This window comes from Clostridium sp. 001, assembly GCF_019056555.1.
In the GTDB taxonomy this organism is placed as follows: domain Bacteria; phylum Bacillota; class Clostridia; order Clostridiales; family Clostridiaceae; genus Clostridium_B; species Clostridium_B ragsdalei.
Genome location: NZ_CP020473.1, coordinates 2570625 through 2595461, shown reverse-complemented (window position 1 = coordinate 2595461; position 24837 = coordinate 2570625). Strand labels below are relative to the sequence as shown.

27 protein-coding genes, 5 tRNA genes and 1 riboswitch are annotated in these 24837 nt (G+C 32.1%); of the genes, 1 reads left to right on the top strand and 31 read right to left on the bottom strand.

Annotation, left to right across the window (positions count from 1 at the left end):
- Positions 1-43: 43 nt before the first annotated feature.
- From metK to B5S50_RS12105, 6 genes are all read right to left on the bottom strand, one after another.
- On the bottom strand, positions 44-1219 hold the full coding sequence (metK, locus tag B5S50_RS12130) for a methionine adenosyltransferase (protein WP_217301911.1): 1176 nt from the start codon (positions 1217-1219) through the stop codon (positions 44-46).
- Between the two features lie 171 nt (positions 1220-1390).
- Positions 1391-1490, bottom strand: a riboswitch (SAM riboswitch).
- A 79-nt stretch (positions 1491-1569) separates the two neighbouring features.
- Positions 1570-1654: transfer RNA gene (locus B5S50_RS12125), tRNA-Tyr, on the bottom strand.
- A gap of 5 nt (positions 1655-1659) precedes the next feature.
- Positions 1660-1735, bottom strand: a tRNA-Thr gene (locus B5S50_RS12120).
- Between the two features lie 21 nt (positions 1736-1756).
- Positions 1757-1832 (bottom strand) — tRNA-Val (locus B5S50_RS12115).
- A 9-nt stretch (positions 1833-1841) separates the two neighbouring features.
- Positions 1842-1926: transfer RNA gene (locus B5S50_RS12110), tRNA-Tyr, on the bottom strand.
- Positions 1927-1931: 5 nt separating this feature from the next.
- Positions 1932-2007 (bottom strand) — tRNA-Thr (locus tag B5S50_RS12105).
- A 249-nt stretch (positions 2008-2256) separates the two neighbouring features.
- On the opposite strand from B5S50_RS12105, the gene yyaC reads away from it, so the two are divergent.
- A complete protein-coding gene (gene yyaC / locus B5S50_RS12100; protein ID WP_065078975.1) occupies positions 2257-2805 on the top strand; it encodes a spore protease YyaC in 549 nt (182 codons plus the stop codon).
- Positions 2806-2897: 92 nt separating this feature from the next.
- Here the strand turns inward: yyaC and B5S50_RS12095 are convergent, their stop codons facing one another.
- The 25 genes from B5S50_RS12095 to prfA all read right to left on the bottom strand — a co-directional run bounded on the left by B5S50_RS12095 (position 2898) and on the right by prfA (position 24779).
- Entirely contained in the window at positions 2898-3929 is a 1032-nt protein-coding gene (locus B5S50_RS12095; RefSeq protein ID WP_013236940.1) for a rod shape-determining protein, read from the bottom strand.
- A gap of 97 nt (positions 3930-4026) precedes the next feature.
- Positions 4027-4281 carry a sporulation transcriptional regulator SpoIIID gene (gene spoIIID, locus B5S50_RS12090; protein WP_013236939.1) on the bottom strand — a complete coding sequence of 85 codons (255 nt, stop codon included), beginning with the start codon at positions 4279-4281 and terminating at the stop codon, positions 4027-4029.
- A 220-nt stretch (positions 4282-4501) separates the two neighbouring features.
- The gene (locus tag B5S50_RS12085; RefSeq protein WP_217301910.1) at positions 4502-5218 is read right to left on the bottom strand and encodes a M23 family metallopeptidase; all 717 of its coding nucleotides are present in this window, start codon (positions 5216-5218) and stop codon (positions 4502-4504) included.
- 151 nt (positions 5219-5369) lie between these two features.
- Positions 5370-6416, bottom strand: a complete 1047-nt coding sequence (gene spoIID / locus B5S50_RS12080; protein ID WP_065078973.1) for a stage II sporulation protein D — start codon at positions 6414-6416, stop codon at positions 5370-5372.
- A gap of 184 nt (positions 6417-6600) precedes the next feature.
- Positions 6601-7860, bottom strand: coding sequence for a UDP-N-acetylglucosamine 1-carboxyvinyltransferase (gene murA / locus B5S50_RS12075; protein ID WP_217301909.1), 1260 nt, complete (start codon positions 7858-7860; stop codon positions 6601-6603).
- A 94-nt stretch (positions 7861-7954) separates the two neighbouring features.
- Positions 7955-8692, bottom strand: a complete 738-nt coding sequence (locus B5S50_RS12070) for a hypothetical protein (RefSeq protein ID WP_065078971.1) — start codon at positions 8690-8692, stop codon at positions 7955-7957.
- A gap of 345 nt (positions 8693-9037) precedes the next feature.
- Positions 9038-9436, bottom strand: a complete 399-nt coding sequence (locus B5S50_RS12065; protein ID WP_065078970.1) for a F0F1 ATP synthase subunit epsilon — start codon at positions 9434-9436, stop codon at positions 9038-9040.
- A gap of 66 nt (positions 9437-9502) precedes the next feature.
- Positions 9503-10897: a F0F1 ATP synthase subunit beta gene (gene atpD, locus B5S50_RS12060; RefSeq protein WP_013236933.1), complete on the bottom strand. Its 1395-nt coding sequence runs from the start codon at positions 10895-10897 to the stop codon at positions 9503-9505.
- Positions 10898-10909: 12 nt separating this feature from the next.
- Positions 10910-11761, bottom strand: coding sequence for an ATP synthase F1 subunit gamma (atpG, locus tag B5S50_RS12055; RefSeq protein ID WP_063555565.1), 852 nt, complete (start codon positions 11759-11761; stop codon positions 10910-10912).
- A gap of 22 nt (positions 11762-11783) precedes the next feature.
- Positions 11784-13298, bottom strand: coding sequence for a F0F1 ATP synthase subunit alpha (gene atpA / locus B5S50_RS12050; protein ID WP_063555564.1), 1515 nt, complete (start codon positions 13296-13298; stop codon positions 11784-11786).
- Between the two features lie 4 nt (positions 13299-13302).
- Positions 13303-13848: a F0F1 ATP synthase subunit delta gene (locus B5S50_RS12045; protein ID WP_063555563.1), complete on the bottom strand. Its 546-nt coding sequence runs from the start codon at positions 13846-13848 to the stop codon at positions 13303-13305.
- A gap of 2 nt (positions 13849-13850) precedes the next feature.
- Entirely contained in the window at positions 13851-14330 is a 480-nt protein-coding gene (locus B5S50_RS12040) for a F0F1 ATP synthase subunit B (protein WP_063555562.1), read from the bottom strand.
- A gap of 51 nt (positions 14331-14381) precedes the next feature.
- A complete protein-coding gene (atpE, locus tag B5S50_RS12035; RefSeq protein ID WP_063555561.1) occupies positions 14382-14627 on the bottom strand; it encodes an ATP synthase F0 subunit C in 246 nt (81 codons plus the stop codon).
- A gap of 70 nt (positions 14628-14697) precedes the next feature.
- The gene (locus B5S50_RS12030) at positions 14698-15378 is read right to left on the bottom strand and encodes a F0F1 ATP synthase subunit A (protein ID WP_063555560.1); all 681 of its coding nucleotides are present in this window, start codon (positions 15376-15378) and stop codon (positions 14698-14700) included.
- A gap of 33 nt (positions 15379-15411) precedes the next feature.
- Positions 15412-15765, bottom strand: coding sequence for a hypothetical protein (locus tag B5S50_RS12025; protein ID WP_063555559.1), 354 nt, complete (start codon positions 15763-15765; stop codon positions 15412-15414).
- Positions 15766-16433: 668 nt separating this feature from the next.
- Positions 16434-17588, bottom strand: a complete 1155-nt coding sequence (gene wecB / locus B5S50_RS12020; RefSeq protein ID WP_065078968.1) for a non-hydrolyzing UDP-N-acetylglucosamine 2-epimerase — start codon at positions 17586-17588, stop codon at positions 16434-16436.
- Positions 17589-17605: 17 nt separating this feature from the next.
- Positions 17606-18634, bottom strand: coding sequence for an MraY family glycosyltransferase (locus tag B5S50_RS12015; protein WP_217301908.1), 1029 nt, complete (start codon positions 18632-18634; stop codon positions 17606-17608).
- A 49-nt stretch (positions 18635-18683) separates the two neighbouring features.
- Positions 18684-19094 (bottom strand): cytidine/deoxycytidylate deaminase family protein, encoded by a 411-nt coding sequence (locus tag B5S50_RS12010; protein ID WP_217301907.1) that lies wholly within the window; start codon positions 19092-19094, stop codon positions 18684-18686.
- Positions 19095-19238: 144 nt separating this feature from the next.
- Entirely contained in the window at positions 19239-19868 is a 630-nt protein-coding gene (gene upp, locus B5S50_RS12005) for a uracil phosphoribosyltransferase (RefSeq protein WP_063601747.1), read from the bottom strand.
- Between the two features lie 126 nt (positions 19869-19994).
- A complete protein-coding gene (rpiB, locus tag B5S50_RS12000; RefSeq protein WP_065078965.1) occupies positions 19995-20444 on the bottom strand; it encodes a ribose 5-phosphate isomerase B in 450 nt (149 codons plus the stop codon).
- A gap of 101 nt (positions 20445-20545) precedes the next feature.
- Positions 20546-21004 (bottom strand): low molecular weight protein arginine phosphatase, encoded by a 459-nt coding sequence (locus tag B5S50_RS11995; protein WP_065078964.1) that lies wholly within the window; start codon positions 21002-21004, stop codon positions 20546-20548.
- Positions 21005-21056: 52 nt separating this feature from the next.
- Positions 21057-22109, bottom strand: coding sequence for an L-threonylcarbamoyladenylate synthase (locus B5S50_RS11990; RefSeq protein ID WP_065078963.1), 1053 nt, complete (start codon positions 22107-22109; stop codon positions 21057-21059).
- Positions 22110-22223: 114 nt separating this feature from the next.
- Positions 22224-22946 carry a ZIP family metal transporter gene (locus tag B5S50_RS11985; RefSeq protein WP_065078962.1) on the bottom strand — a complete coding sequence of 241 codons (723 nt, stop codon included), beginning with the start codon at positions 22944-22946 and terminating at the stop codon, positions 22224-22226.
- A gap of 68 nt (positions 22947-23014) precedes the next feature.
- Positions 23015-23641 (bottom strand): hypothetical protein, encoded by a 627-nt coding sequence (locus B5S50_RS11980; protein ID WP_065078961.1) that lies wholly within the window; start codon positions 23639-23641, stop codon positions 23015-23017.
- A 64-nt stretch (positions 23642-23705) separates the two neighbouring features.
- Complete coding sequence (gene prfA / locus B5S50_RS11975) at positions 23706-24779, bottom strand: peptide chain release factor 1 (protein WP_065078960.1); 1074 nt, start codon at positions 24777-24779, stop codon at positions 23706-23708.
- Positions 24780-24837 lie beyond the last annotated feature (58 nt).

Below are 24837 nucleotides of genomic sequence, written 5' to 3'. Positions count from 1 at the left end.
AAAAAAGCTCTATATCATGTTACAATATAGAGCTTTTCATTATTTACATATATTTTTTTATTTCTTCAACCTTATCTAATCTTTCCCAAGGTACATTAATATCAGTTCTTCCAAAATGTCCATAAGCGGCAACTTGCCTGTATATAGGTCTTCTAAGATTTAAATTTTTTATTATAGCAGCTGGTCTCAAATCAAATACCTTATTCACTATATCTACTATTTTTTCTTCCGGTATATTTCCTGTACCAAAAGTATCTACAGTTATAGATACAGGCTTTGCTACACCAATAGCATAAGCAAGTTGTATTTCCAACTTATCTGCAATACCTGCAGCTACTAAATTTTTTGCTACCCATCTTGCAGCATAAGCAGCAGATCTATCAACCTTGGTTGGATCTTTACCAGAAAAAGCACCCCCGCCATGTCTTCCATAGCCACCATAAGTATCTACTATTATCTTCCTTCCTGTAAGTCCAGAATCTCCCTGGGGACCTCCAACAACAAATCTTCCTGTTGGATTTATGAAATACTTGGTTTTATAATCTAAAAACTCTCGTGGTACAACAGGTCTTATTACATTGTTTATTATGTCTGTTTCAATTTGTTTTCTAGTTACCATTTCATCATGTTGAGTAGATACTACTATGGTATCAACTCTAACTGGTTTATTGTCTTCATATTCTATAGTAACTTGAGTTTTTCCATCTGGTCTTAGATAATCTAAAACTTTATCTTTTCTAACCTGCGCTAATCTCTTTGCAAGTTTGTGAGCAAGACTTATTGGCATAGGCATGTATTCTGGAGTTTCATTTGTAGCAAATCCGAACATCATACCCTGATCTCCAGCGCCTATAGCTTCTATGGCCTCCATTTCACCTTCCTTGGCCTCTAAGGCTTTATCAACCCCCATAGCTATATCCGATGATTGTTCATCAATTGAACTTATTACTGAACAAGTATCACAATCAAATCCATATTTAGCTCTAGTATATCCTATTTCTCTTACAGTATTTCTAACTATTTTTGAAATGTCAATATAACAATTAGTTGATATCTCACCCATAACTAAAACCATACCTGTAGTAGTTGCAGTTTCACACGCTACCCTTCCATAAGGATCTTGTTCCAATATGGCATCTAAGATAGCATCTGAAATCTGATCACACATCTTATCTGGATGGCCTTCTGTAACTGATTCAGATGTAAATAGTTTTCTCATTTTCTATACCTCCCATGTAAAAACATACTTTTCTTACAATAAAGTGAATTAATTCTATTGCATTAAATGCTAATTCAAATCCTATATTCACAATATAAACTGAAATACCTAAAGTGGCACGTCAATTAAAAAAACCTCTTCGATAAGAAGAGGTTAAATAACTTAACTACTCTCTTATCTTGCAGAATCCTGCAGGAATTGGCACCTTGGTGATTTTCACTGGTTGCCGGGTTTCATAGGGCCTTGTTCCCTCCGCCTCTCTTGATAAGAGCTATAATATAATTTTTTCATCTGTTAAGATTATATAATTTTTATAAAACAAAAAACACCTAAAAGTGCCTTTATATTTATGGTGGAGGAAGATGGATTCGAACCATCGAAGTCACTGACAACAGATTTACAGTCTGCCCCCTTTGGCCACTCGGGAATTCCTCCGCATTTGGTGCTGGCAGTAGGAATTGAACCCACGACCTACTGATTACAAGTCAGTTGCTCTACCTGCTGAGCCATGCCAGCTTATTCTATTATTATTCTAAATGGTGGGCACAATAGGGCTCGAACCTATGACCCTCTGCTTGTAAGGCAGATGCTCTCCCAGCTGAGCTATGCGCCCTTATATTTATGGTGGAGGAAGATGGATTCGAACCATCGAAGTCACTGACAACAGATTTACAGTCTGCCCCCTTTGGCCACTCGGGAATTCCTCCATGTTTGGTGCTGGCAGTAGGAATCGAACCCACGACCTACTGATTACAAGTCAGTTGCTCTACCTGCTGAGCCATGCCAGCTTATTTTATTATCCTACGTTCCTTAAAACAAGAACGCACTCAACGTAAATTAGTATACAGTTTTATTCACTTATTATCAAATTTAATATATGATTAAATTTTAATATTACATATCTCTTTCTCCATATTTCTCTATATTTCTTTCAAAATCATATTCACTTAATTTAGCTTTAATAATTTATATAAAGTCATCATATAAATTATATATAGTGTTCTTCGCAAGTACATACATAAAAGAAGGTGAATATATTGAATAAAGCAAAAAGTAATTATAAAGATCCCTTAGCATATTATAAACTTGCCTATTTTTTGAAAAATTACATTAATAACGATACCATAATTGTATGTATTGGTACCGATAGATATATAGGGGATTGCCTGGGTCCCCTAGTAGGTACACTTTTAAAATGTAAGCATTTTCCTCTACCTGTCTACGGTACAATTTCAGATCCTATACATGCTTTAAACATTGAAAGCAAACTGAATAAAATAAATTTACTTCACCCGCATAAAAACATTATAGGAATAGATGCTTGTTTAGGTGATCTAGAAACTATAGGCGATATTCAAGTAAGAGACTTTCCCGTTCATCCTGGCAAAGGTGTAGGAAAATCTCTCCCAGATGTAGGAAATTCCTCAATAATAGGGATAGTTGATTCAAATAGCAATGAAGATTTATTTAATAATACCAGCAGTAATATACGTCTTAATTTAGTTTTAAGTATGGCTGAAGTAATACTTTATTCATTAATTCATTCATATTATCTATATTACAACAATATTTTTACCGATATTTAACTATATCCAACATTTTAGTATCTATAAGAAAATTAAAATCTAACTTATTAAAAAATACATAATACTAAATAAGTTAGATTTTGTTCTTTGTTTTAATCTATTAATGTTATATCATCACCACTAAAAACTACTTCCATTTTGTCTAAATATTCAAGTACTTTGCCTGTACCTAGTGCTACACATGATACTGGTTCTTCTGCAACATAAACGGGTACATTAGTTACTTTTTGTATTAAATTACTCAATCCATTTAAAAGTGCACCTCCACCAGTCATAAAAATACCTTTATCAGCTATATCAGCTGATAATTCTGGCGGCGTTTTTTCCAGTACTGCACGAGTTGTATCTGCTATAGAATTTACAGTTTCTTTTAGTGCTATTCTCATTTCCGCAGAAGATACCGTTATATTTTTAGGAAGCCCTGTAATTAAATCACGACCTCTTATTTCCATACTTACTTCTTCATCTCTATCAAAAGCAGATCCTATTTTTATTTTTAAATCTTCTGAAGTTCTTTCCCCAATCATCAATTTATGTTCTTTTCTTACATATTTCATTATGGCTTCATCGAACTTATCACCTGCAACTTTGATGGAAGACCTTACAACTATTCCTCCAAGTGAAATTACTGCTACATCAGTTGTGCCTCCACCTATATCTATTACCATATTTCCACTTGCCTTAGTTATATCAATACCAGCTCCTATAGCTGCTGCTAGTGGTTCTTCAATTAAAAACACCTTTTTTGCACCTGCATTTTTAGCCGCATCAATTACAGCTCTTTTTTCAACTTCAGTAGCTTCACATGGAACGCAAACAACTATTCTTGGTGAAGATATTCTATTTTTACCACAAGCCTTGCTTATAAAATACTTCAACATTTTTTCCGTTACATCATAATCAGATATAACTCCATCTTTTAATGGACGAATGGCAACGATATTACCAGGCGTTCTACCTATCATCTGCCATGCTTCTTCTCCTACAGCTAGTACTCTATTTTTTATCTTATCTATGGCAACAACTGAAGGTTCCTTTAAAATTACCCCTCTGCCTTTAATATAAACAAGTACGGTTGCTGTACCTAGATCTATTCCCATATCAGTTCCTATACTAAAAAACATTCCCTTTTCACTCCTAATCTCCTTTGCTTTTCAAACTAAAAGGTAAATTTATTTACCTTTATTATCATATCATATTCTAATTATAATAGGAATGTTTTTAGCCTTCAATAGCTTTATATTTCATTTTAGTAGCCTTACCACCTCTTATATGTCTCTCTGCCTTATTATAATCTAATATACTCTTAGCTTCCTGAGCAATTTGAGGATTTATTTTAGGTAATCTTTCTGTCATATCCTTGTGTATAGTACTTTTACTTACTCCAAAAACCTTAGCCGTTTTCCTTATTGTGGCTTTAGATCCTATTATATATTTGGCAACTTCCAAAACCCTTTCTTCAATATAATCTTTCAATTTTATTCAACTCCTTTTTACAGCTACCGTTTTACAATCAACAATTGATGATGAAACTTTACATTATATATCCATAAACGTATTTACTCGTATTTATCATTAAACTAAATAATCTCTGCTAATTATTTGTTCCTATATATTTATAAATATGCTGGTTAATATTTTAAAATTCATTGTGTATGGGCCATTTCTCCATAAAATTCTAAGAAATGGCCAAATATTAGTATTTTATATATTTACCTGGGTCAACAAATTCTTTTCCTTTCAAAACAGCAAAGTGTAAGTGATCTCCGTATTTTTCATAAGCTGATCTCAATGTGCTTTTGCCAACTACTCCAATAACTGCTCCTTTTTTTATAGTTTGACCTGCACTAACTTTCACACTTGGATCTAGGTTAGAATAAACTGTTTTTAATCCATTTTGATGATCTATAATGACTTCTACTCCATCCTGTGTTGCTGTATTTACTGATTCTACCTTTCCATCCATAGCTGCGAACACGGGTTTGCCAAGTGGAGTTTGTATATCATATCCTAAGTTTGGTCTATAAGTTGCTGTAGAATCCCAATATACTGGATTTTCTGAATAACCTCTTGCAATATTACCCTCTACTGGCTTTTGAAAGGAAGTGCTTACTGGGTTAGATACTCCCTTCGATGCTTCATTATTAGATACATTGGATTTTACCTTGTTATCCTTTTTTACTTGAAGAGCATTGTTATAATTGGAAGAAGGCTTTTCATTTGCCTTTGCTGTTTCCCTAATTTTTTTCTGCTCTACAGCCTGACTTTTTTGAAGCTGTGCACTTTGATTTTTATTATTTCTTGCTGTTATTACTGCCGCTGTTACTGCAATGCATAAACATATAAACAGTATTACATAAAAGCTCTCCTTTTTTAAAAAGTTGAATGCTTTGTTAAAAGATTTTTTGTTCATAATAACACCTCCTTTTTGTAGTTTGTCCAGAGAATAGAAAAAAATACATATTTTATGAAATTTTTTTACAAAAAAAAGAGGAAATTTTCCTCTTTTTTACTTAATATTTATTTAATGTATTCTAGTAACATACAATTAGCTGATATAATTATTATTTTTTAAATAAGTTTACATTTTCTAGACTAGTTCCTTCATAATAATGAGACAATATATTTTTGTAGTTTTGGCCATTTTTGCCCATATAATTAGCTCCCCACTGGCTCATTCCAACTCCATGTCCATATCCAATGCATTGAATATACACACCATCTTTAAAATCTATACTAAAGTTTGCCGAATTCAATCCCATAATAGTTCTAAATTTCGTACCAGATATAGTAACATCACCAAGTTTAATTTCTTTTACAGAACCACTTTCATTTTTACTTTTTATACCTATCTGGTTGGGTAAGTTTTCTGAAGATAACCCTGAATTAGCATAATTTGAGTTTACCTTATTTATAAAATCTACGTATGACATTTTCACTGAAGTTTTATATTTTCGTGCACTTTCTTCTCCTGGACTTTCTACGCTCTTTAAATATCCCTCTGCTTCTCCAAATACATCTTCTGAATTTTCAGTTTTTCCTGCACTTACTGCAAAATAGTAGGGCTCCATCACCAATTTATTTTTGTAAGTCAGCACCTGTCCTGAAGTAGCTTGTACTGCATCTACAATTTTGCTCCAATACTTATCCCCCTCACTCTTAGGCCAGTTTTTCATCCTATCTTCTTTATTAACAAATACCTGGCACTTGACTGTATCACATACATCTGCACCTGTATTGCTCTTATATTTTTTGCCTCCATACACCTCCATATGTGCAACTGCAAAAGTTCTAGACGCCACAGCCTGTGCTTTAAGCGCTTCTTCTGAAAATTCGGCAGGCATTTCAGCAGCTACTACTCCTGTTACATATTGCTCTAAATCCATTTCTTTTACTGTATTTTCTTTAGTTATGTACACCTTTATTTTTTCTGACTTGGTATCCTGTTTCTTTAGTATTATATTTTTTGACTTTATTAGGAATTGAGGTAAGTTATCATATTTTTGGTTTCCCATTCCCACCATAAATAAGGAGAGTACAATTACAAATAATGTACCCATAAACACTAAAATAATAAATTTTTTTAAAAAGTCTAATATATCACCCTTCATATTTTTCTCCTGTTAGGCGTTTGAAAGAAAGTAACAAGTCATTTCTTTGAAAATGCCTTATATATATTTTAAACTACAATATTATATTTTTATTGCCGCATCTTATAAAATATTCCAATAAAAAAACAAAGAAAAAATTTTGTTCTAATCTTCTCTTTGTCTAATAATATATATAATAGGAGTATTATTCATTTATCCTCTCAATATCAGCTCCTAGTGCTTTTAATTTTTTTTCAATATCTACATAGCCTCTATCTACATGGTATATATCTGCAATTTCTGTTTCACCTTCTGCTACTAACCCACAAAGTATAAGGCTTGCACCAGCTCTTAAGTCCGTTGCTTTAACTTCTGCTCCAGTAAGTTTTTTTACACCTTCTATAACTGCGCTTCTTCCATCTATCTTTATGTTTGCTCCCATCCTTTTCATCTCTGCTACGTGCATAAATCTATTTTCAAAAATAGTTTCTGTTATTATACTTGTACCCATAACAGTACATAAAAGTCCTGTCATCTGTGACTGCATATCAGTTGGAAAGCCAGGATAAGGCATAGTTTTAATATCTACTGGTCTTAATTCATCTCTTCCATCTACAATCAAGCTACTTCCTTGTGAGCTTATATGAACTCCAACTTCAGTTAACTTGGCGATTATAGGTTTTAAGTATTCTTCATTAGCACCATTTATTTTAATCTTGCTTCTAGTTATAGCAGCTGCCACCATAAAAGTACCAGATTCTATCCTATCAAATATTGGTCTATGAGTACTTCCCTTTAAACTTTTTACTCCTAATATTCTAATAGTACCTGACCCTGCACCAATAATATTTGCCCCCATGCTATTTAAAAATTTTGCCAGATCCCTTATTTCGGGTTCTTCTGCTGCATTCTCTATTATAGTTTCTCCTTCTGCCATTACTGATGCCATCATTATATTTTCTGTAGCCCCCACTGAAGGAAAATCTAGATATATTTTATCCCCTATCAATTTCTTAGCACTTGCTTCTACATATCCATGACCTACATTCACCTCTGCTCCCAAGGCACTTAAGCCCTTCAAGTGAAGATCTATAGGTCTAGTTCCAATATTACATCCCCCTGGAAGACATAATCTGAACTTTCCAAACCTAGCTATCATAGGACCCATTATTAAAAATGATGCCCTCATTTTTTTTACTAATTCGCTGCATGGATTGCAATCTTTTATATTAGATGTATCTATTATGACTTTATTTGTATCTTTGTCTATATTTATATCTGCAGATATGCTCCTCAATATGTCACTTATTACAAAAACATCTTCAAGCATTGGTACCTTTTCTATTACACATTTATCTTCACTTAAAATACAAGCTGCTATAATAGGCAATACAGAATTTTTAGCAGTACTGATATTTACTTCCCCATGCAGTTTATTTCCTCCCTTAACTACTATTTTACTCATAATGTTCCTCCATTCTATAATTGCTAATATGTTACTTAATTTTTGTACCGCCTTATAAGTTACATTTAACAAAAACATCCATATTATATGATTCCTAATATGTCACCATTATTTCTGGAGTTCCCATAATTATATAAGTGCCCGTATCATATTTTACAACAGCATAGTTAAAATCTATTAAACCTGTGACACTTTGTATTGGCTCATACTTATGGGTATACGCAGTAGAACTGTATCCTTCCTCTAAAGCTATAGTTTTAATGTCAGATGTACCATAGCATTTTAAAATGTTTTTAACTTCACTATTCACACTACTCACGTCTTGTTTCTGAGTTTTTGCCTTTACATATTCAAAATACTTACACTTTTCTTTTCTATCACCTAGAGATCTATCTACCATACTTTTCAAATCCTGTAATTTATACTGAGTGGATTTTCTTGTAATGTTAACTGTAATGATATTATAATTTTCATTTTCTACACCCTCTACATAGCCCTCTGCATAATATCCATTAAATTCTATACAATAAATTTTATTATTTCTCCACACTTTTTTGTTACACTCACTATATCTCATTAATACCTTAAATATTTCATCTACAACCTTTTCCTTACCACTAGAAGTATTAAAAGTAGCCATAATTCCACACTCCACTGGGGTACTGTTAGTCTTTTCTAATATGTTTTTAAACATATCTGTTTCCTTTACATTAGAAACGGATTTTTGGAATAAGGTAGATCTTACACCCAAATTATCTCCTGAAGCACAAACATAATATTGAAAAGAAAATACAAGAACCAATAAACAGCTTAACATCTTTAGTTTTTTCATATATATTTAGTTCTGCACAAAATTAAGCAGGACATTTTCACCCCCTTCTATTTCTCTTTAAAAATTATGGACAACTTTTCCTTTTAATATTCAATAGATTCCTACTTAGTTTAAGCTGCTAAATTTTATTTGATAGTCTTTTTTCTTTGTATTAGAAAACTGACTATTAGTATTTCAAAAAATAAAGATTCCATAGGAGGGACCTATATTAGTATATAAATTTAAATAACAAAATGTGAATATTTTTAGATATAAAAAAAGCACTATCCAAAATCATTATTTTAATGATTTTAGGTAGTACTTTTTTATCTTGAATTAAAATACAGCAAATTATCAAAAGCTCCATTATTTCAGATTAATTCTCGCCAGTGCCCTAGCCAATGCCATTTCTGCTCTTTTTACATCGACTCCGTCTTTCTGACTAGATAATCTTTTTTCAGCTCTATCTTTAGCAGCTTTTGCTCTATCTATGTCTATTTCATCTGGCCATTCACAAGAATCACATAAAATTTTTAGCTCATTATTTATTACTTCCAGTACTCCGGTTGATGTAAATGCCTTTAATTTTTTGCCATCTTTTTGAACGATTTCGGTATCTGCAGGTTTTAAAGTGGTAACTAAAGGCATATGGTCTGGAAGAATTGCTATGTCGCCTTGAATACTTTCCGTTATTACTTCTACTACTTCTCCTTCATAGAATTCTCTATCGGGAGTAAGGATAGTTAATTTTAAAACTTCTGACATATTAATCTCCTTTAAAATTTACATTAAACAAAATTCTCTCAAACCAATTTTGCTTAATAAATCACTTTAATTTTTTCCCATATTTTTAGCTGCTTCAACCACTTCATCTATACTTCCTTTAAATAAGAAAGCAGTTTCTGGCAAATCATCATATTTACCTTCAAGAATTTCTTTAAAACCTCTTATAGTTTCCTTTATTTGAACATATTTACCCTGATATCCTGTAAATTGTTCTGCAACAGAAAATGGTTGTGATAAAAATCTTTGAATTCTTCTAGCTCTAATAACTACTAATCTATCATCTTCTGAAAGCTCATCTACACCAAGTATTGCTATAATATCTTGAAGTTCACTGTATCTTTCAAGTATATGTTTAACATCTGATGCTACTTTATAATGATCCTCTCCTACAATCCTTGGATCCAATATTCTTGAAGTGGATGCCAGTGGATCAACAGCAGGATATATACCAATTTCTGATATAGATCTAGAAAGAACTGTAGTTGCATCAAGATGCGTAAATGTCGTAGATGGTGCCGGGTCAGTCAAGTCATCTGCTGGAACATATACTGCCTGAACAGATGTAATAGACCCCTGTTTTGTGGATGTTATTCTTTCTTGAAGAGCACCCATTTCAGTTGCAAGAGTTGGCTGGTAACCAACAGCACTAGGTATTCTACCAAGTAACGCTGAAACTTCGGATCCTGCCTGAGTAAATCTGAATATATTATCTATAAATAAAAGTACATCCTGACCTTTATCTCTAAAATATTCTGCCATAGTAAGTCCTGTAAGTGCAACTCTCATTCTTGCTCCAGGTGGCTCATTCATCTGACCAAATACCAAAGCAGTCTTCTTTATAACTCCTGATTCCTGCATTTCATAATATAGGTCATTTCCTTCTCTTGTTCTTTCTCCAACACCTGTAAATACTGATAATCCACCGTGTTCTTTTGCTATATTGTTTATAAGTTCCTGTATAAGAACTGTTTTACCAACACCAGCTCCACCAAACAGTCCTATCTTTCCGCCTCTTTGGTATGGTGCAAGAAGATCTATAACTTTAATACCAGTTTCAAACATTTCAGGCTTAACAGATTGATCTTCAAAACTTGGCGCCTGTCTATGAATAGGATAGTATTGTTCTGCCTTTACTTCTCCATTTTCATCAATTGGCTGTCCTAGCATATTAAAAAGTCTTCCTAAAACTGGCTCACCTACAGGTACAGATATAGGAGATCCTGTATCTTCTGCATCCATACCTCTCATTAATCCATCCGTACTCTCCATGGATATAGTTCTTACTACATCATCACCCAAATGTTGTGCAACTTCTGTAATAATTTTTTTATCACCTGATTTTATATCTATGGCATTATATATATTAGGAAGGTTTTCTGTATCAAACTTTATATCTACTACAGGTCCTATAACCTGAACAACTTTGCCTATATTTGGCATCAATGTCCCTCCTTACTTAAGAGCTTCTGCTCCTCCAACTATTTCAGTTATTTCCTGTGTAATAGCAGATTGTCTCTCTCTATTGTATTTAAGATTCAATTTATCCAGTAAATCATTTGCATTTTTAGTTGCCCCATCCATTGCTGTCATTCTGGAAGCCTGTTCACTTACTTTTGAATTTATCATACAGTTAAGTACTTTTTGCTTTAAGTGTAAAAGTACTACTTCATCCATCATTTCATCTATTGACGGTTCAAATTTAACAAGATAATTTGTTTTTTCTTTTTTCTCAGCTTCCAATGGAAGTAATTTTTCAACAACTACTTTTTGTCTAACTGTTGAAATAAACTTAGTATATACTATATTAACTTCTCCAACCTCGCCACTTCTATAAAGGTCTAGAGCCTTATATACTATGGTATTTGCTTCATTTATAGTAGGAACATCCGAAATATCCACATATTCTGCTTCTGTACTATACTTAAGCCTTTTAAAATACGTTCTTCCTTTTTGTCCCACAGATATCAAAAGGCAATTTTCTTTATTTTTTGACATTGCAGCATCTGCTTCATTTACTACACTGCCATTAAAGCCTCCGCATAATCCTGTATCTGAATTTAAAGCTATGTAGAGTTTCTTATTGCTTTTATTACCATGTATATAAATGTTTCTTCCCTCTGCTCCTAAAACAAATTCATTCATAAGGGAACTAAATAGTTCACAATATTTATTATTTGCCTCAAGCTTTTTTCTAACTTTTCTAAGTTTAGAGGTGGCAATGAGTCCCATGGCATTTGTTATTTTTTGAGTACTGGTTATTGATCTAATTCTTCTTTTTATTGTAACAAGTCCTGCCCCTGCCATATTTCACCTCCCGCAGAAGAAACTATGCCTCTGCTAAAAATATTTTTTTGAATTCCTCTATAGCATTTCCAAGTTTATCACTTAATTCATCGGATATAATTTTTTTATTTCTTATTTCCTCACCTATTTCTTTATGATGAGTATTCATATAATCAAGGAATTCTCCTTCAAATTCTACAACTTTTTCAACCGGTACATCCATTATATACTCTCTACCAGCTGCAAACAGTATCATTACCTGATTTTCTACAGGCATTGGTTTGTATTGAGGTTGTTTTAATATTTCTGTTAATCTCTTACCTTTTTCAAGCCTTTTCATAGACTCTTTATCAAGGTCTGATCCAAATTGAGCAAATGATGCAAGTTCTCTATACTGGGCTAAATCCAATCTAAGGGTACCTGCTACCTGCTTCATTGCCTTAATTTGTGCATTACCACCAACTCTGGATACAGATATACCTGCATTTATAGCTGGTCTTTGTCCTGCATAGAAAAGCTCTGATTCAAGGAATATCTGACCATCTGTTATAGAAATAACATTTGTTGGTATATATGCAGTAACATCTCCTGCCATAGTTTCTATTATAGGAAGTGCTGTAAGTGAGCCTCCACCTAACTTATCAGAAAGCTTTGCAGCTCTTTCAAGTAATCTTGAATGCAAATAGAATACATCCCCAGGATATGCTTCTCTTCCTGGCGGTCTACGGAGTAATAATGACATTTCTCTATAGGCAACCGCATGCTTAGATAAATCATCATACACTATAAGTACATCTTTTCCCTTATTCATAAAATATTCACCCATGGAACATCCTGCATAGGGAGCAATATACTGAAGTGGTGCTGACTCAGATGCTGATGCAGATACTATTATGGTATAGTCCATAGCACCTGTTTCTGTCAAGTCATTTACTATATGAGCTACAGTAGACTGTTTCTGACCTATAGCTACATATATGCATATTACATCTTTTCCTTTTTGATTTATTATAGTATCCATGGCAATGGCAGTCTTACCTGTTTGCCTGTCTCCTATTATTAATTCCCTTTGTCCTTTCCCAATTGGTATCATTGAATCTATAGCCTTTAACCCAGTTTGCAGTGGTTGTTTAACTGACTGTCTTGTTATAACTCCTGGAGCTACAAGATCTACAGGCCTAGTTTCTGATGTCTTTATAGGACCTTTTCCATCAATAGGCTGTCCAAGCGAATTTACAACTCTTCCAACAATAGCTTCACCTACTGGTACTTCTACAACTCTACCTGTTCTTTTAACTGTATCTCCTTCTTTTATTCCCTTCTGGGAACCCAAAAGAACACAACCTACATTATCCTGTTCAAGGTTTAAAGCCATACCATAAACATCATTTGGAAACTCTAAGAGTTCATTTGCCATACATTGATTAAGGCCATAAACTCTAGCAATACCATCACCGATTTGAATTATTGTACCTGAATCAACTGTTTCTATTTTCTTTTCATATTTCTGTATTTCATCTTTTATAATTGAAGTTATTTCTTCAGGTTTTATGTTCATAGGCTCACCTCTGTTCTCCCTTAAGCATTATTTTTTTCATTTCAGAAAGTTTTGATCTTATACTACCATCAATAACTTCACCGTCTACTTCAATACATACTCCACCTATTATACTTGGATCTATTTCTTCTTGTAATAAAATCTTTTTATCATACTTTTTTTCTAGTTTATGAACAAGATCTTCTTTTTCTTTATCTTCCAAAGATATAACTGTTTTAACCTTAGCTATAGCAGTTTTATTTTTTTCAAGATAAATCTTCTCCATTTGTTTAAGTTTACCTTCAAGTTCAAGAATCCTGCCTTTTTCTATAAGGACTAATAAAAAAGATAATACGTCTTCATCTATCTTCCCTTTAAAAACATCAATAAAAATCTTCTTTTTACTTGAATTACTGACTTGTGGGTGTTTTATTATTTCTATAAAGTCGTCATCTTTATTTATTAGAGCTACTACTTTCCTTAATTCATCTAAATACTGCTCTACTTTACCTTTTTCTTCTGCAATTTTATAAAGTGCGAGAGCGTATCTCCTATCTAAATACTCATACATAGTTAGATACCTACCTTAGCTATAAAATCCTTAATAAGTCTCCTATGTTGTTCTTCATCTATAGATCCTTCTAAAGCCCTTGAAGATACTAAAACAGCCAAATCTATAACCTGACCTTTTATTTCATCTGCTGCTTTTTCTTTTTCTCTTTCAGCTTCGACTTTTGCTCTCTTAACTATAGTCTGAGCTTCTTCATGAGCCTCTTTTAGTATATCTGAGGAAACTTTTCCAGCTTTTACTTTATAATCTTCTACTATATTTTTTCCCTCTTGTTTTGCTAAACTTAATTTATTTTTATTTTCTATTCTTAATTCTTCTGCTTTTTTCATATCTTCTTCTGTTTTATTTATCTTAGTTACTATTTCATTTTGCCTTTTATCAATAGTATCATTTACTGGTTTAAATAGAAAATGTCTAAGAATAAAATATAGTATTAGAAAGTTTATAATAGTAGCAATAATTTGAGAAACATGTATCTCCATCCTATTATAAAAGCCTCCCTTCAGGCATAGATTTTAATAATATGCTATGCACTATTTAGTAAATATTAGTAATAATGCAACTAATAATGCGTATATTGATGTTGCTTCTGAGAATGCAGCACCAACGACCATTGTGCTTATGATTTTACCACTTGCTTCTGGCTGTCTTGAAACACCTTCAACTGCTTTACCTGCAGCATTACCTGTTCCAATACCTCCTCCTAAACAACCTATAGCAGCTAAACCTGCACCTATTGCTGCCATACCTGATATAAATGAATGTGCATCTAAATTCATAATAAAAAACCTCCTTAAATAAGTATTAAAATAATTATATTTTATTTTACATCTTATTGATAATTAAATATTAATGTTCTGCTGTAATTTTAATGTTAATCATCGTTAACATCATAAATATAACCATTTGAATTGTACCATCAAATACATCAAAATATGCATGGAGTGGTACTGGAATACCAAGTTGTGCTACCCAAGCTATATTACCTAATGCATTATAAACCATATCCATTATAACAACAGCTGCAGTCATATTACCAAATAACCTCAATGTTAGAGATACAGGTAACATAAATCTTTCAATAAGATTTAAAGGCAACATTGCCGCATAAGGTTGAAAATAAGCTGAGAAATAATGACCTAAACCTATCTTTATAATACCATTTGCTTGCACAAGAACAAAGGTTATTAATGCTAGACCCGCAACTACACTAAGGTCAAGCGTTGGTGGTTTTAAACCTACTAAACCTGCTAAGTTCATAAGTAAAAGGAACATTGCAAGTGTACCTATGTATGGAACATAAGCAGCATATCCCTCTCCCATATTTTCTTTTACAAGCTTATTAAAAGTTTCTACCAGTATTTCTACAACATTTTGCTTTTTGTTAGGAATCTTCTTCAAGTCTCTTGTGAATACAATAGCCAGTATAGTTAGTATTACAATTATTACCCACTGAATAAGCAAACTTGAGGTAACCCCAAATTTATATCCAAACAAATTTAGGTAAAATAAAGGCACAAATTTCTCCAAATAATCACTTCCCTCCCATAATTTATTTGTCTGTTATATTATTCCATATAACGTTAAAGATATAAACTGTAAACTATATCCTAACATATAAGCAACCATATTAAATTTATTAATCTTAAAAAGTACTAATGCTATAACACACACTATTACTACTCTAGCTATGAAACTTATAAAAGCTATAATTTTATATTTTATAGTTTTATTTAAAAGTGCATATTCTGTTATTATTCCGTTTGCTATAAAATTTATAAAAGCTATACCCAGTCCAAGCAATACTACTAATGAATAGTTTCTAAACAACCATTGAGTTACAATAACTAAAGTTATTCCTATTACTACATCAAAAATCAAAACTTTCTTGAACATACATCGAAGATCATTTTGCACTTTCATTTCCTCCATTACTTTATTGGAAACCTATTATATTTTTTGTGCTTAAATACCCAATATCCTATTCCTGCTGCCATTACAACTCGTATAATAAAACTTATTATATACAAAGATGCTGATGAATTTCTAAGTCTTTCTGATATGAGGACACCTACAATACTATTTATAAAAAATTAAATATTGCTATGGAAACACCTAATAATATAAATAATCCATAACTTTTACTTTCTTTACCATGTCCAAAATATGTCTATTCATCAAGTTCCCCCGATATAACTAAGATTATATACCTTAAAAAGATAAAAAGATACAACCTAAAAGTCTTAATTTCTCCATTTTTACTCAACTTTAGCCAGTCTATATTACACTTTTTTATGATTTCTCATTAAATCTATGTATTTCCTTAATAAGGATTCTGATAATTTACAATTTAGAATTTATTTAACTAATTAATTGTACCAAATATTTTTTAAATATACAATACACTCAATATAATATTATAGTACAAATAATGAAAATAGGAAAAAATACACTACTTTTTAACAATATATTGACATTTTAACATCATATATTAATATATTGTCTGTACAATTATGATAAATATGTATACTCATTTCCTTTAAAAAGGATAAATATTCTGGATGAAAATTCAAAATTATAACTTTTTAATTTGATTTAAACTCACTATATGTACCTTTTGCTAAATCAAAATATTGTAAAATAGCTTCTGTTATTCTATAAGCTGCCTTGCCATCTCCATAAGGATTTATAGCTTTACTCATTACATCATATTCCTTAGGATTTCTTATAAGCTCATTTGCTAACTTTATTATTTTTTCTTCATCCGTTCCCACGAGTCTTACTGTGCCTGCCTCTACAGCCTCTGGTCTTTCAGTCACATTTCTAAGCACCAATACAGGCTTTCCAAGATGGGGTGCTTCCTCCTGAAGTCCACCAGAATCAGTCATAACCATAAAACATTTATTCATTAAATTGTGTGTTTCCTTAGTATCTAGTGGAGGCAGTAAATGAACCCTAGAAACATTTCCAAGTATTTTATATACCATATCCTTTACTACAGGATTCAAGTGTACCAGATAAACAATTTCTGTATCTTTATTTTCATCTATAATCCTTTTTAATGCATTACAAATATTCTCGATACCCTTTCCCCAATTTTCTCGCCTATGAGCAGTTACCATTATAACTTTTTTATTATCATAATCTATGGTATTTAATTCATCATTACTAAATTTATAATCCTTCTCTACTGTAAACCTCATAGCATCAATTACTGTATTTCCAGTTACAAATATTTGATTTTCAGACACACCTTCTTTTAACAAATTGGACTTTGATCCAGTGGTTGGTGCAAAATGAAGGTCAGCTATAGCACCTGTAAGCTTTCTATTCATTTCTTCTGGAAATGGGAAATACTTATCGTAAGTTCTAAGTCCTGCTTCTACATGCCCAACCTTTATTTTTTTATAGAAAGCAGCTAATGCTCCTGCAAAAGTAGTAGTCGTATCTCCATGAACAAGTACTAAATCAGGTTTTTCATCTTCAAATATTTCCTCAAGTCCCTGAAGTACTCTATTAGTTATACCTGTCAATGTCTGTTTAGTTTTCATTATATTTAAATCAAAATCGGGAACAATATTAAAAAGCTGTAAAACCTGATCAAGCATCTCCCTATGTTGAGCAGTAACACATATTTTATTATCTATTTCTTTTCTCTTCTCAAGTTCCTTAACTAAAGGAGCCATTTTTATTGCTTCTGGTCTTGTGCCAAATATAGTAACACATTTAATTTTGTTCATATTAAAAACCTCCTTTTTTACTCTCTATGTTTAAAAAATCCAGCCTTCCAGGCCATAAGAACCAAAATAACCATAACTATTATTAGAAGGAAGTATGATCTTTGTGCATTTATCTCCATGGCTATTACAGAAATACTCCCCAACACTGCACTTATGCTATACATTATCATAACAACCTGTTTTTGTGTAAGCCCCATATCAAGAAGTCTATGATGCAAATGGCCTCTATCTGCTTGCATAATAGGTCTTCCATTTATTTTTCTTCTTATCATTGCAAATAAAGTATCATATATTGGTATTCCAAGTGCTAAAATAGGTACAGCTACAGAAAAAGCTGCAGCAGATTTTATTGCACCCTCCATAGATATGGCTGCAAGTAAAAAGCCAAGCAACTGTGCCCCAGTATCTCCCATAAATATAGATGCCGGATTAAAATTGTAAGGTAAAAATCCAAGTATAGCTCCAGATAATATACTAGTAAGCACCGCTGCCTCATATCTATTATTCAACAATGCTATAATAAAAATAGTTATAGAAGATATAAATGCAATACCTGCCGCCAACCCATCTAAACCATCAATTAAATTGAGTGCATTAGTAATTCCAATTACCCATATTATAGTTAGAGGAATGGATATTACTCCTATATTTATAAACTGGTATGCTCCATCAAACGGATTTGTAATTATTTCTATTTTTATCCCATAAATTATCAAAACCCCTGCTGCTCCTAATTGAAACAATAGTTTACACCAAGGCTTTATATCAAACTTATCATCTAAAAGCCCTCCTATTACTATAATAGTAGCTCCTAGTATAAGTCCCGTTTCAGATTCTGTAAGTTTACCCGTTTTCAAAAATAGAGTAATTATAAACGAAAAGTATATGGCCAATCCACCTATAAGTGGTATAGGCTTATTATGTATTCTTCTATTATCCTTAGGCACATCCATAATATCTAGTTTAATGGCGAGCTTTTTAATGAAGGGTGTAAGTATAACTGAAAATATTATTGAAACTATTGCAAATAAATACAAATTATTCATAATAACCTTCCTTAATCACATCTTATGTTTTCTACACATTCTGTTATTCTCATCTCTTTATGCATATTAATTCGATTTTCGATGTTTTTTCAAACCAATTAATTTCTGGAGTATACTCCTTACAATATACAACTCTTTTAATTCCACAGGTAATTATTAATTTTTGACATTCAGGACAAGGCATATGGGTAACATATAACGTTGAACTTTCTCTATCATCAGGAGCTACCTCTAGTAGACAGTTTACTTCTGCATGAATTGTTCTTACACAATGATTATTCTTCATGTAACACCCTGCATCCTCACAATGCTCTAAGCCTCTGGGACTTCCATTATATCCAGTTCCCTTTATCCTTCTGTTTTTAACAAGGACTGCCCCTACATGCAGCCTAGGGCATGTGCTTCTTTCCGCAACTTTAAATGCGATATCTATAAAATAATTATCCCAATCTTTTCTCATAATAAATATCTCCTTGATATATAATTATTACAACCTATATTATAAACTATTAATCAAAGTTTTAAAACAATCGACAAAGATTTTAATCCTAAAGTAAAGAGTTCACTTAAATTATAAGTGAACTCACTCCTACGCTTAGTGGTATTATTTTGTTCCGTATAACCTGTCTCCAGCATCTCCTAGTCCTGGTACTATATATCCATTTTCATTTAATTTTTCATCAATTGATGCTATGTATACATCTACATCTGGATGAATTTCTGTTACTGTTTTTATTCCCTCTGGTGCAGCTATTAAACACATAAGTCTTATATTCTTAGCACCTTTTTTCTTCAATATAGTTATTGCATCGGATGCAGATCCTCCTGTAGCAAGCATTGGATCTGTAACAATTACTTCTCTTTCTCCTATATCCTGTGGCAACTTGCAGAAATATTCTACTGGTTTTAATGTAGCTTCATCTCTATATAATCCTATATGTCCTACTTTTGCTGCAGGAATAAGTTTTATCATTCCTCCTACCATTCCAAGACCTGCTCTTAGTATAGGTATTATAGCAACTTTTTTACCTGAAAGCATTTTACAAGTTGTTTTACATATAGGTGTCTCTATCTCTACATCCTCTGTTTGAAGATTTCTGGTAACTTCATATGCCATAAGCATGGCTACCTCTTCGACAAGTTCTCTAAAATCCTTAGATCCTGTATGCTTATCCCTTATTAAAGCTAATTTATGCAGTATAAGTGGATGTGTTATTTGTGTTACTTTACTCATATATATTCCTCCTATTTTTCATTTCATAAGGCATTTGAAAGAAAATAACAAGTCAAATATGCTAGCATACTGACTAGTTATTTCTTTGAAAATGCCTAATATCAATTTTAATTATATAATATTCATTTATTTACTATATTTTTTTTCTATTTCTGTAATTTTATCTATCCTTCTTTGGTGCCTGTCTCCTTGAAATTTAGCAGATAGAAAAGTATCAACTATATCAATAGCAAGTCCTACCCCCACAACTCTCTGTCCCATGGTTAGTATATTAGCATTATTATGTTCTCTACACGCATGAGCACTGAAAGTATCACTACAAAGTGCTGCCCTTACACCAGGTACTTTGTTTGCAGCTATACTTATACCAATACCTGTTCCACATATAAGTATCCCAAAGTCATAATTCTTACTTGCAACCTCTTCTCCAACTTTTAATGCATAATCAGGATAATCACAGGATGATTCTGAAAAAGTTCCAAAATCTTTGAATTCTATATTCTTATCCTGTAAGTGCTCCATCACTTCTTTTTTTAAAGGGAATCCAGCATGGTCACTGCCTAAAGCAACTTTCATAAAAAATACCTCCAAAGTTATAATATTTTATTTAAGACATATATTATTAAGTTAAATCAATTTTTCAAAGGCAATTCCGCAAAAAAAGAAGATACTAACATCTAATTAATGTCTCTATCTTCCTTTAATTTGTTAATTAATAATAAAATACCATTTTTTAATTGTTTATAAGTATACCTGTATTCTTCTATATCTTTTCCAAAAGGATCTGTTATATCCTGCTCTAAAGAAACAAATTCATTTAAAGTATATACCTTATTCTTAAATTCAGGAAAATTCTTCTTTATGATATCTCTTATATAACCTGTCATAGTTAAAACAAGCATTGATTTTTTTATCATATCTTCATTTATCTGAACGGCTTTCCTACTGCTTATATCCAAGTTAATGTTTTGTTTGACTACCACTGCAGAATTTTTAGAAGTTACGCTGTCCTCTACTACTGCAACTCCTGCTGAAATAGCTTTTATATGTTCTATATCACACAAATAATTAAATATTGCCTCTGCCATACAACTTCTACAGGTATTACCTGTACAAACAAATAATATATTTTTCATAGATTAAAAAGCCTCCTAAAAATCCTGCGTTTAAACTTTCACATTTTAAAAATTACACCATTATAATATCAAATCCAGCAGATTTATTTAATCTATTCATCACAGCTGTCCCTATTCCATTTTCATCAAAAGCTTCAGCTATTATAATATCTACATTTTTGTCATCAAAACTTCTTAATGTCTCAAATAAATTTTTAGATACACTAATCATATTATTTCTACTTCCCAGTGATATTACTAGCCCATTTTTATAAAAATCTTTTGTTTCATCCGTAGCAAGTATACCTACCACTTTATTTTCACCTATATAATTTTGCACCATTTCGTTAATTTTTTCAATAGTTTTTTTTAAATCTCCCTTAACTATTTTTAGGGGTGCCTTTGGAGCATAGTGCCTATACTTCATTCCTGGAGCTTTAGGTCTTAAATTTTTATCTGGCTTTTTCATCACTGCAGGATCAATATATATATTATCATCTATCTCTTTTAATGCCTCTAGAGTTATTCCTCCGGGTCTAAGCACACAAGCAGGAGTTACAGTACAATCTATTATTGTTGATTCTACTCCAACTTCACACATATCCCCGCCTAATATAAAATCAACTTTTCCATTTAAATCTTCTATACATCTTTCTACATCCGTAGGACTAGGTCTTCCAGATATATTTGCAGAAGGTGCAGCAATTGGAACTTTTGATGTTCTTATTAGCTCTCTAGCTATTATATTAGATGGCATTCTAATCCCTATACTTGGAAGAGATGCGCTGGTGATATCTGGTATGATTTGTGATTTAGGAAGAATTATAGTCATAGGACCTGGCCAAAATTTCTTCATAAGTTTCTTAGCTATTTCAGGGATATCAACTACCAGCTCTTTTATATCTTCTATATCAGATATATGTACAATCAAAGGATTATCCTGCGGTCTTCCCTTAGCTGCAAATATTTTCTTTACTGCAGCAGGATTGAGGGCATTTGCTCCAAGACCATATACAGTTTCGGTAGGGAAAGCCACAAGTCCACCATTTTTTATGACTTTTCCTGCTTCTTCAACAATACCCTTATCTAAGTTTTCTTTATCTACGATTTTCACTTTTGTGTTCATCTAACATTCCACCTTTACATTAAGGCATTTTCAAAAAATATCCGTCGTATCTTTGACTTGTTATTCTCTTTCAAATACCTAAAAACAATAATTCATATTTTAAATTATATGAATTTAAAACACCTGCACTATTACAAGCCCTAAAACAATTCCGCATAAAGTTCCAAGTGTACTCGTAATACCATCCCATAGTTTTGAGGATTCTGGTATCATCTCTCCGCATACCACATACAACATTATTCCAGATGCAGCAGATAAACACGCTCCCAATACATTTTTAGAAATATTAGCTATGTAAACACCTGCAAAAGTTCCTATGGCAGTCGGAAAAGCTGTAATAAAAGCATATAAAAGTATCCTTGAAATTTTTACCTTAGATGCCATAAGTGGTGCTGACACGGCAATTCCCTCCGGTATGTCATGAATTGCAATTATGAGGCTCATCTTTATTCCAAGGGTTCCTCCTGCTGCAAAACCACATCCCATTATTATGCCTTCTGGAAAATTGTGAATCATAAGTCCCAAAGAAGCCATAAATGCAATTTTTAAATGTTTGTTGGTGCTGCCTATGTTTACTTTAGAGTCAATTATTGCAATAAGACCAGCTCCTAAAACTACAAATATTATAGTAAAAACAAAATTCCATTTATTCATAGATTCAGGAATTAAGTCAAATACTACTACAGACAGCATAATTCCACCTGCAAATCCTATTATAGCACCTAGTAGCTTATTAGAAGGTTCTCTCACTATTACGCCAAGGGAAGCCCCTATCATTGTTCCTACAAGTGACACTATGCTTCCTATTATAACTATACAAGTTATATTTGCATTCAAAAAAATCACCTTATATTATTATTTATATATCATGTTTATTTTAAGACTCTTCAATATATGAATACATTTTATTTTTTCTTATTATCAATATAATTTTCTGAGTTTTCTCTATAATATTTTATTTTTTCAATGGTTTCCTCAGTAAAGTGGGCATAAACACAACTCTTATAAATAGTGTCTAAAAGAGGATATTTGTTCAATTCCCCTCTTTTTATTATAGTGTAGTAAAAGGTATTTTCAGGATGCAAAATTTTCATTTTATTATACTGATGTGCTACATAAGAATGCCTTTTCAAAAATTCTTTATGTACCAATATCATTCTATCACTTCTAAACTTGGAAGTTGATAGAATAATTATTCTAAAATTTTGGTTGTCTCTGTACTTTGAAATATAACTTTCTACATGTACCAAAACAATTTTGTCACATATTATACTTAATTTAGCCCTTCTAATACCCATTTTTAATTTTAACTTATATCCATCATAACTAAATTTTAAAAATTCATTATTGATTCTAATAACAATAGCTAGAAAAATAAGCACTTCTAAAACTATTAAGTAAATTATATAAAATATATTAAATTTTCTGGCTAAAATAAGAGCTGTAGGCATTACACAAAAAATAAAGCACATAGACAGCATAAATATCTTGTAAGATTTTTTTTGCTTTCTAATGGCTTTATCTATGTTCATACTTCCCCGTTAGATAGCACTTAACGGTTTTTCAACTCCTCTCCCATTTTCATTACACTTACTATCAATCGTTTCCCATTTCCTTCATTTTTTCTGCCTGATCTGCAGTTATAAGTGCATCTATTACTTCATCTATATTTCCATCTAAAAATGAATCTAATTTATATAAAGTTAATCCTATTCTATGATCTGTAACTCTACCCTGTGGATAGTTATAAGTCCTTATTCTTTCACTTCTATCTCCTGTTCCAACCTGACTTTTTCTATCCTCAGCTATGCTGGCACTTCTTTCTTTCTCTGCCCTTTCATAAAGTCTGGATTTCAAAACTTTCATGCCTTTTTCCTTATTTTTAAGTTGAGATTTTTCGTCCTGACAGGATACTACAAGTCCTGTAGGTAAATGGGTAATTCTAACTGCTGAGTCAGTAGTATTTACACATTGTCCACCATGGCCTGACGCTCTAAATACATCTATTCTTATATCATTTGGATTTATAACTACATCTACATCATCAACTTCGGGAAGTACTGCTACTGTAGCCGTTGAAGTGTGAATTCTTCCACTTGACTCAGTATCTGGTACCCTCTGTACTCTATGAGTGCCACTTTCATACTTTAATCTGCTATAGGCTCCCTTTCCCTTTACCATGAATACAATTTCTTTAAATCCACCTATATCTGTGGCATTTATACTCATAGTCTCTATATTCCATGCCTGGCGTTCTGCATATCTTGTATACATTCTAGTGAGATTTGCAGCAAATAAAGCCGCTTCTTCTCCTCCTGCTCCTGCTCTAATTTCCACAAATACATTTTTATCATCATTTGGGTCTTTAGGAAGAAGGAGTACTCTTAGATCATTTTCACTTTCTTCTATAACTTCTGTAAGCCTTTTTATTTCTTCTTGTTCCATTTCCTTCATTTCCCTATCTGTTTCTTCCTTAAGCATTTCTTTGTTGTCTTCCAGCTCCTGCTGAGCTTTTTTATATTCTCTGTATTTTGTAACTATTTCCTCTAGCTCTGCATTTTCTTTGCATAACTTTTGCCACTCTTTTTGGTCTGCCATAACTTGCGGGTCACTTATCTTAATAGATAACTCTTCATACTTATTTTCTATAAAATTAAGTCTTTCTAACATAATTTTTATCACTCCGTATAAATATTTTCACAATATATTATTATATCATAACATTTTT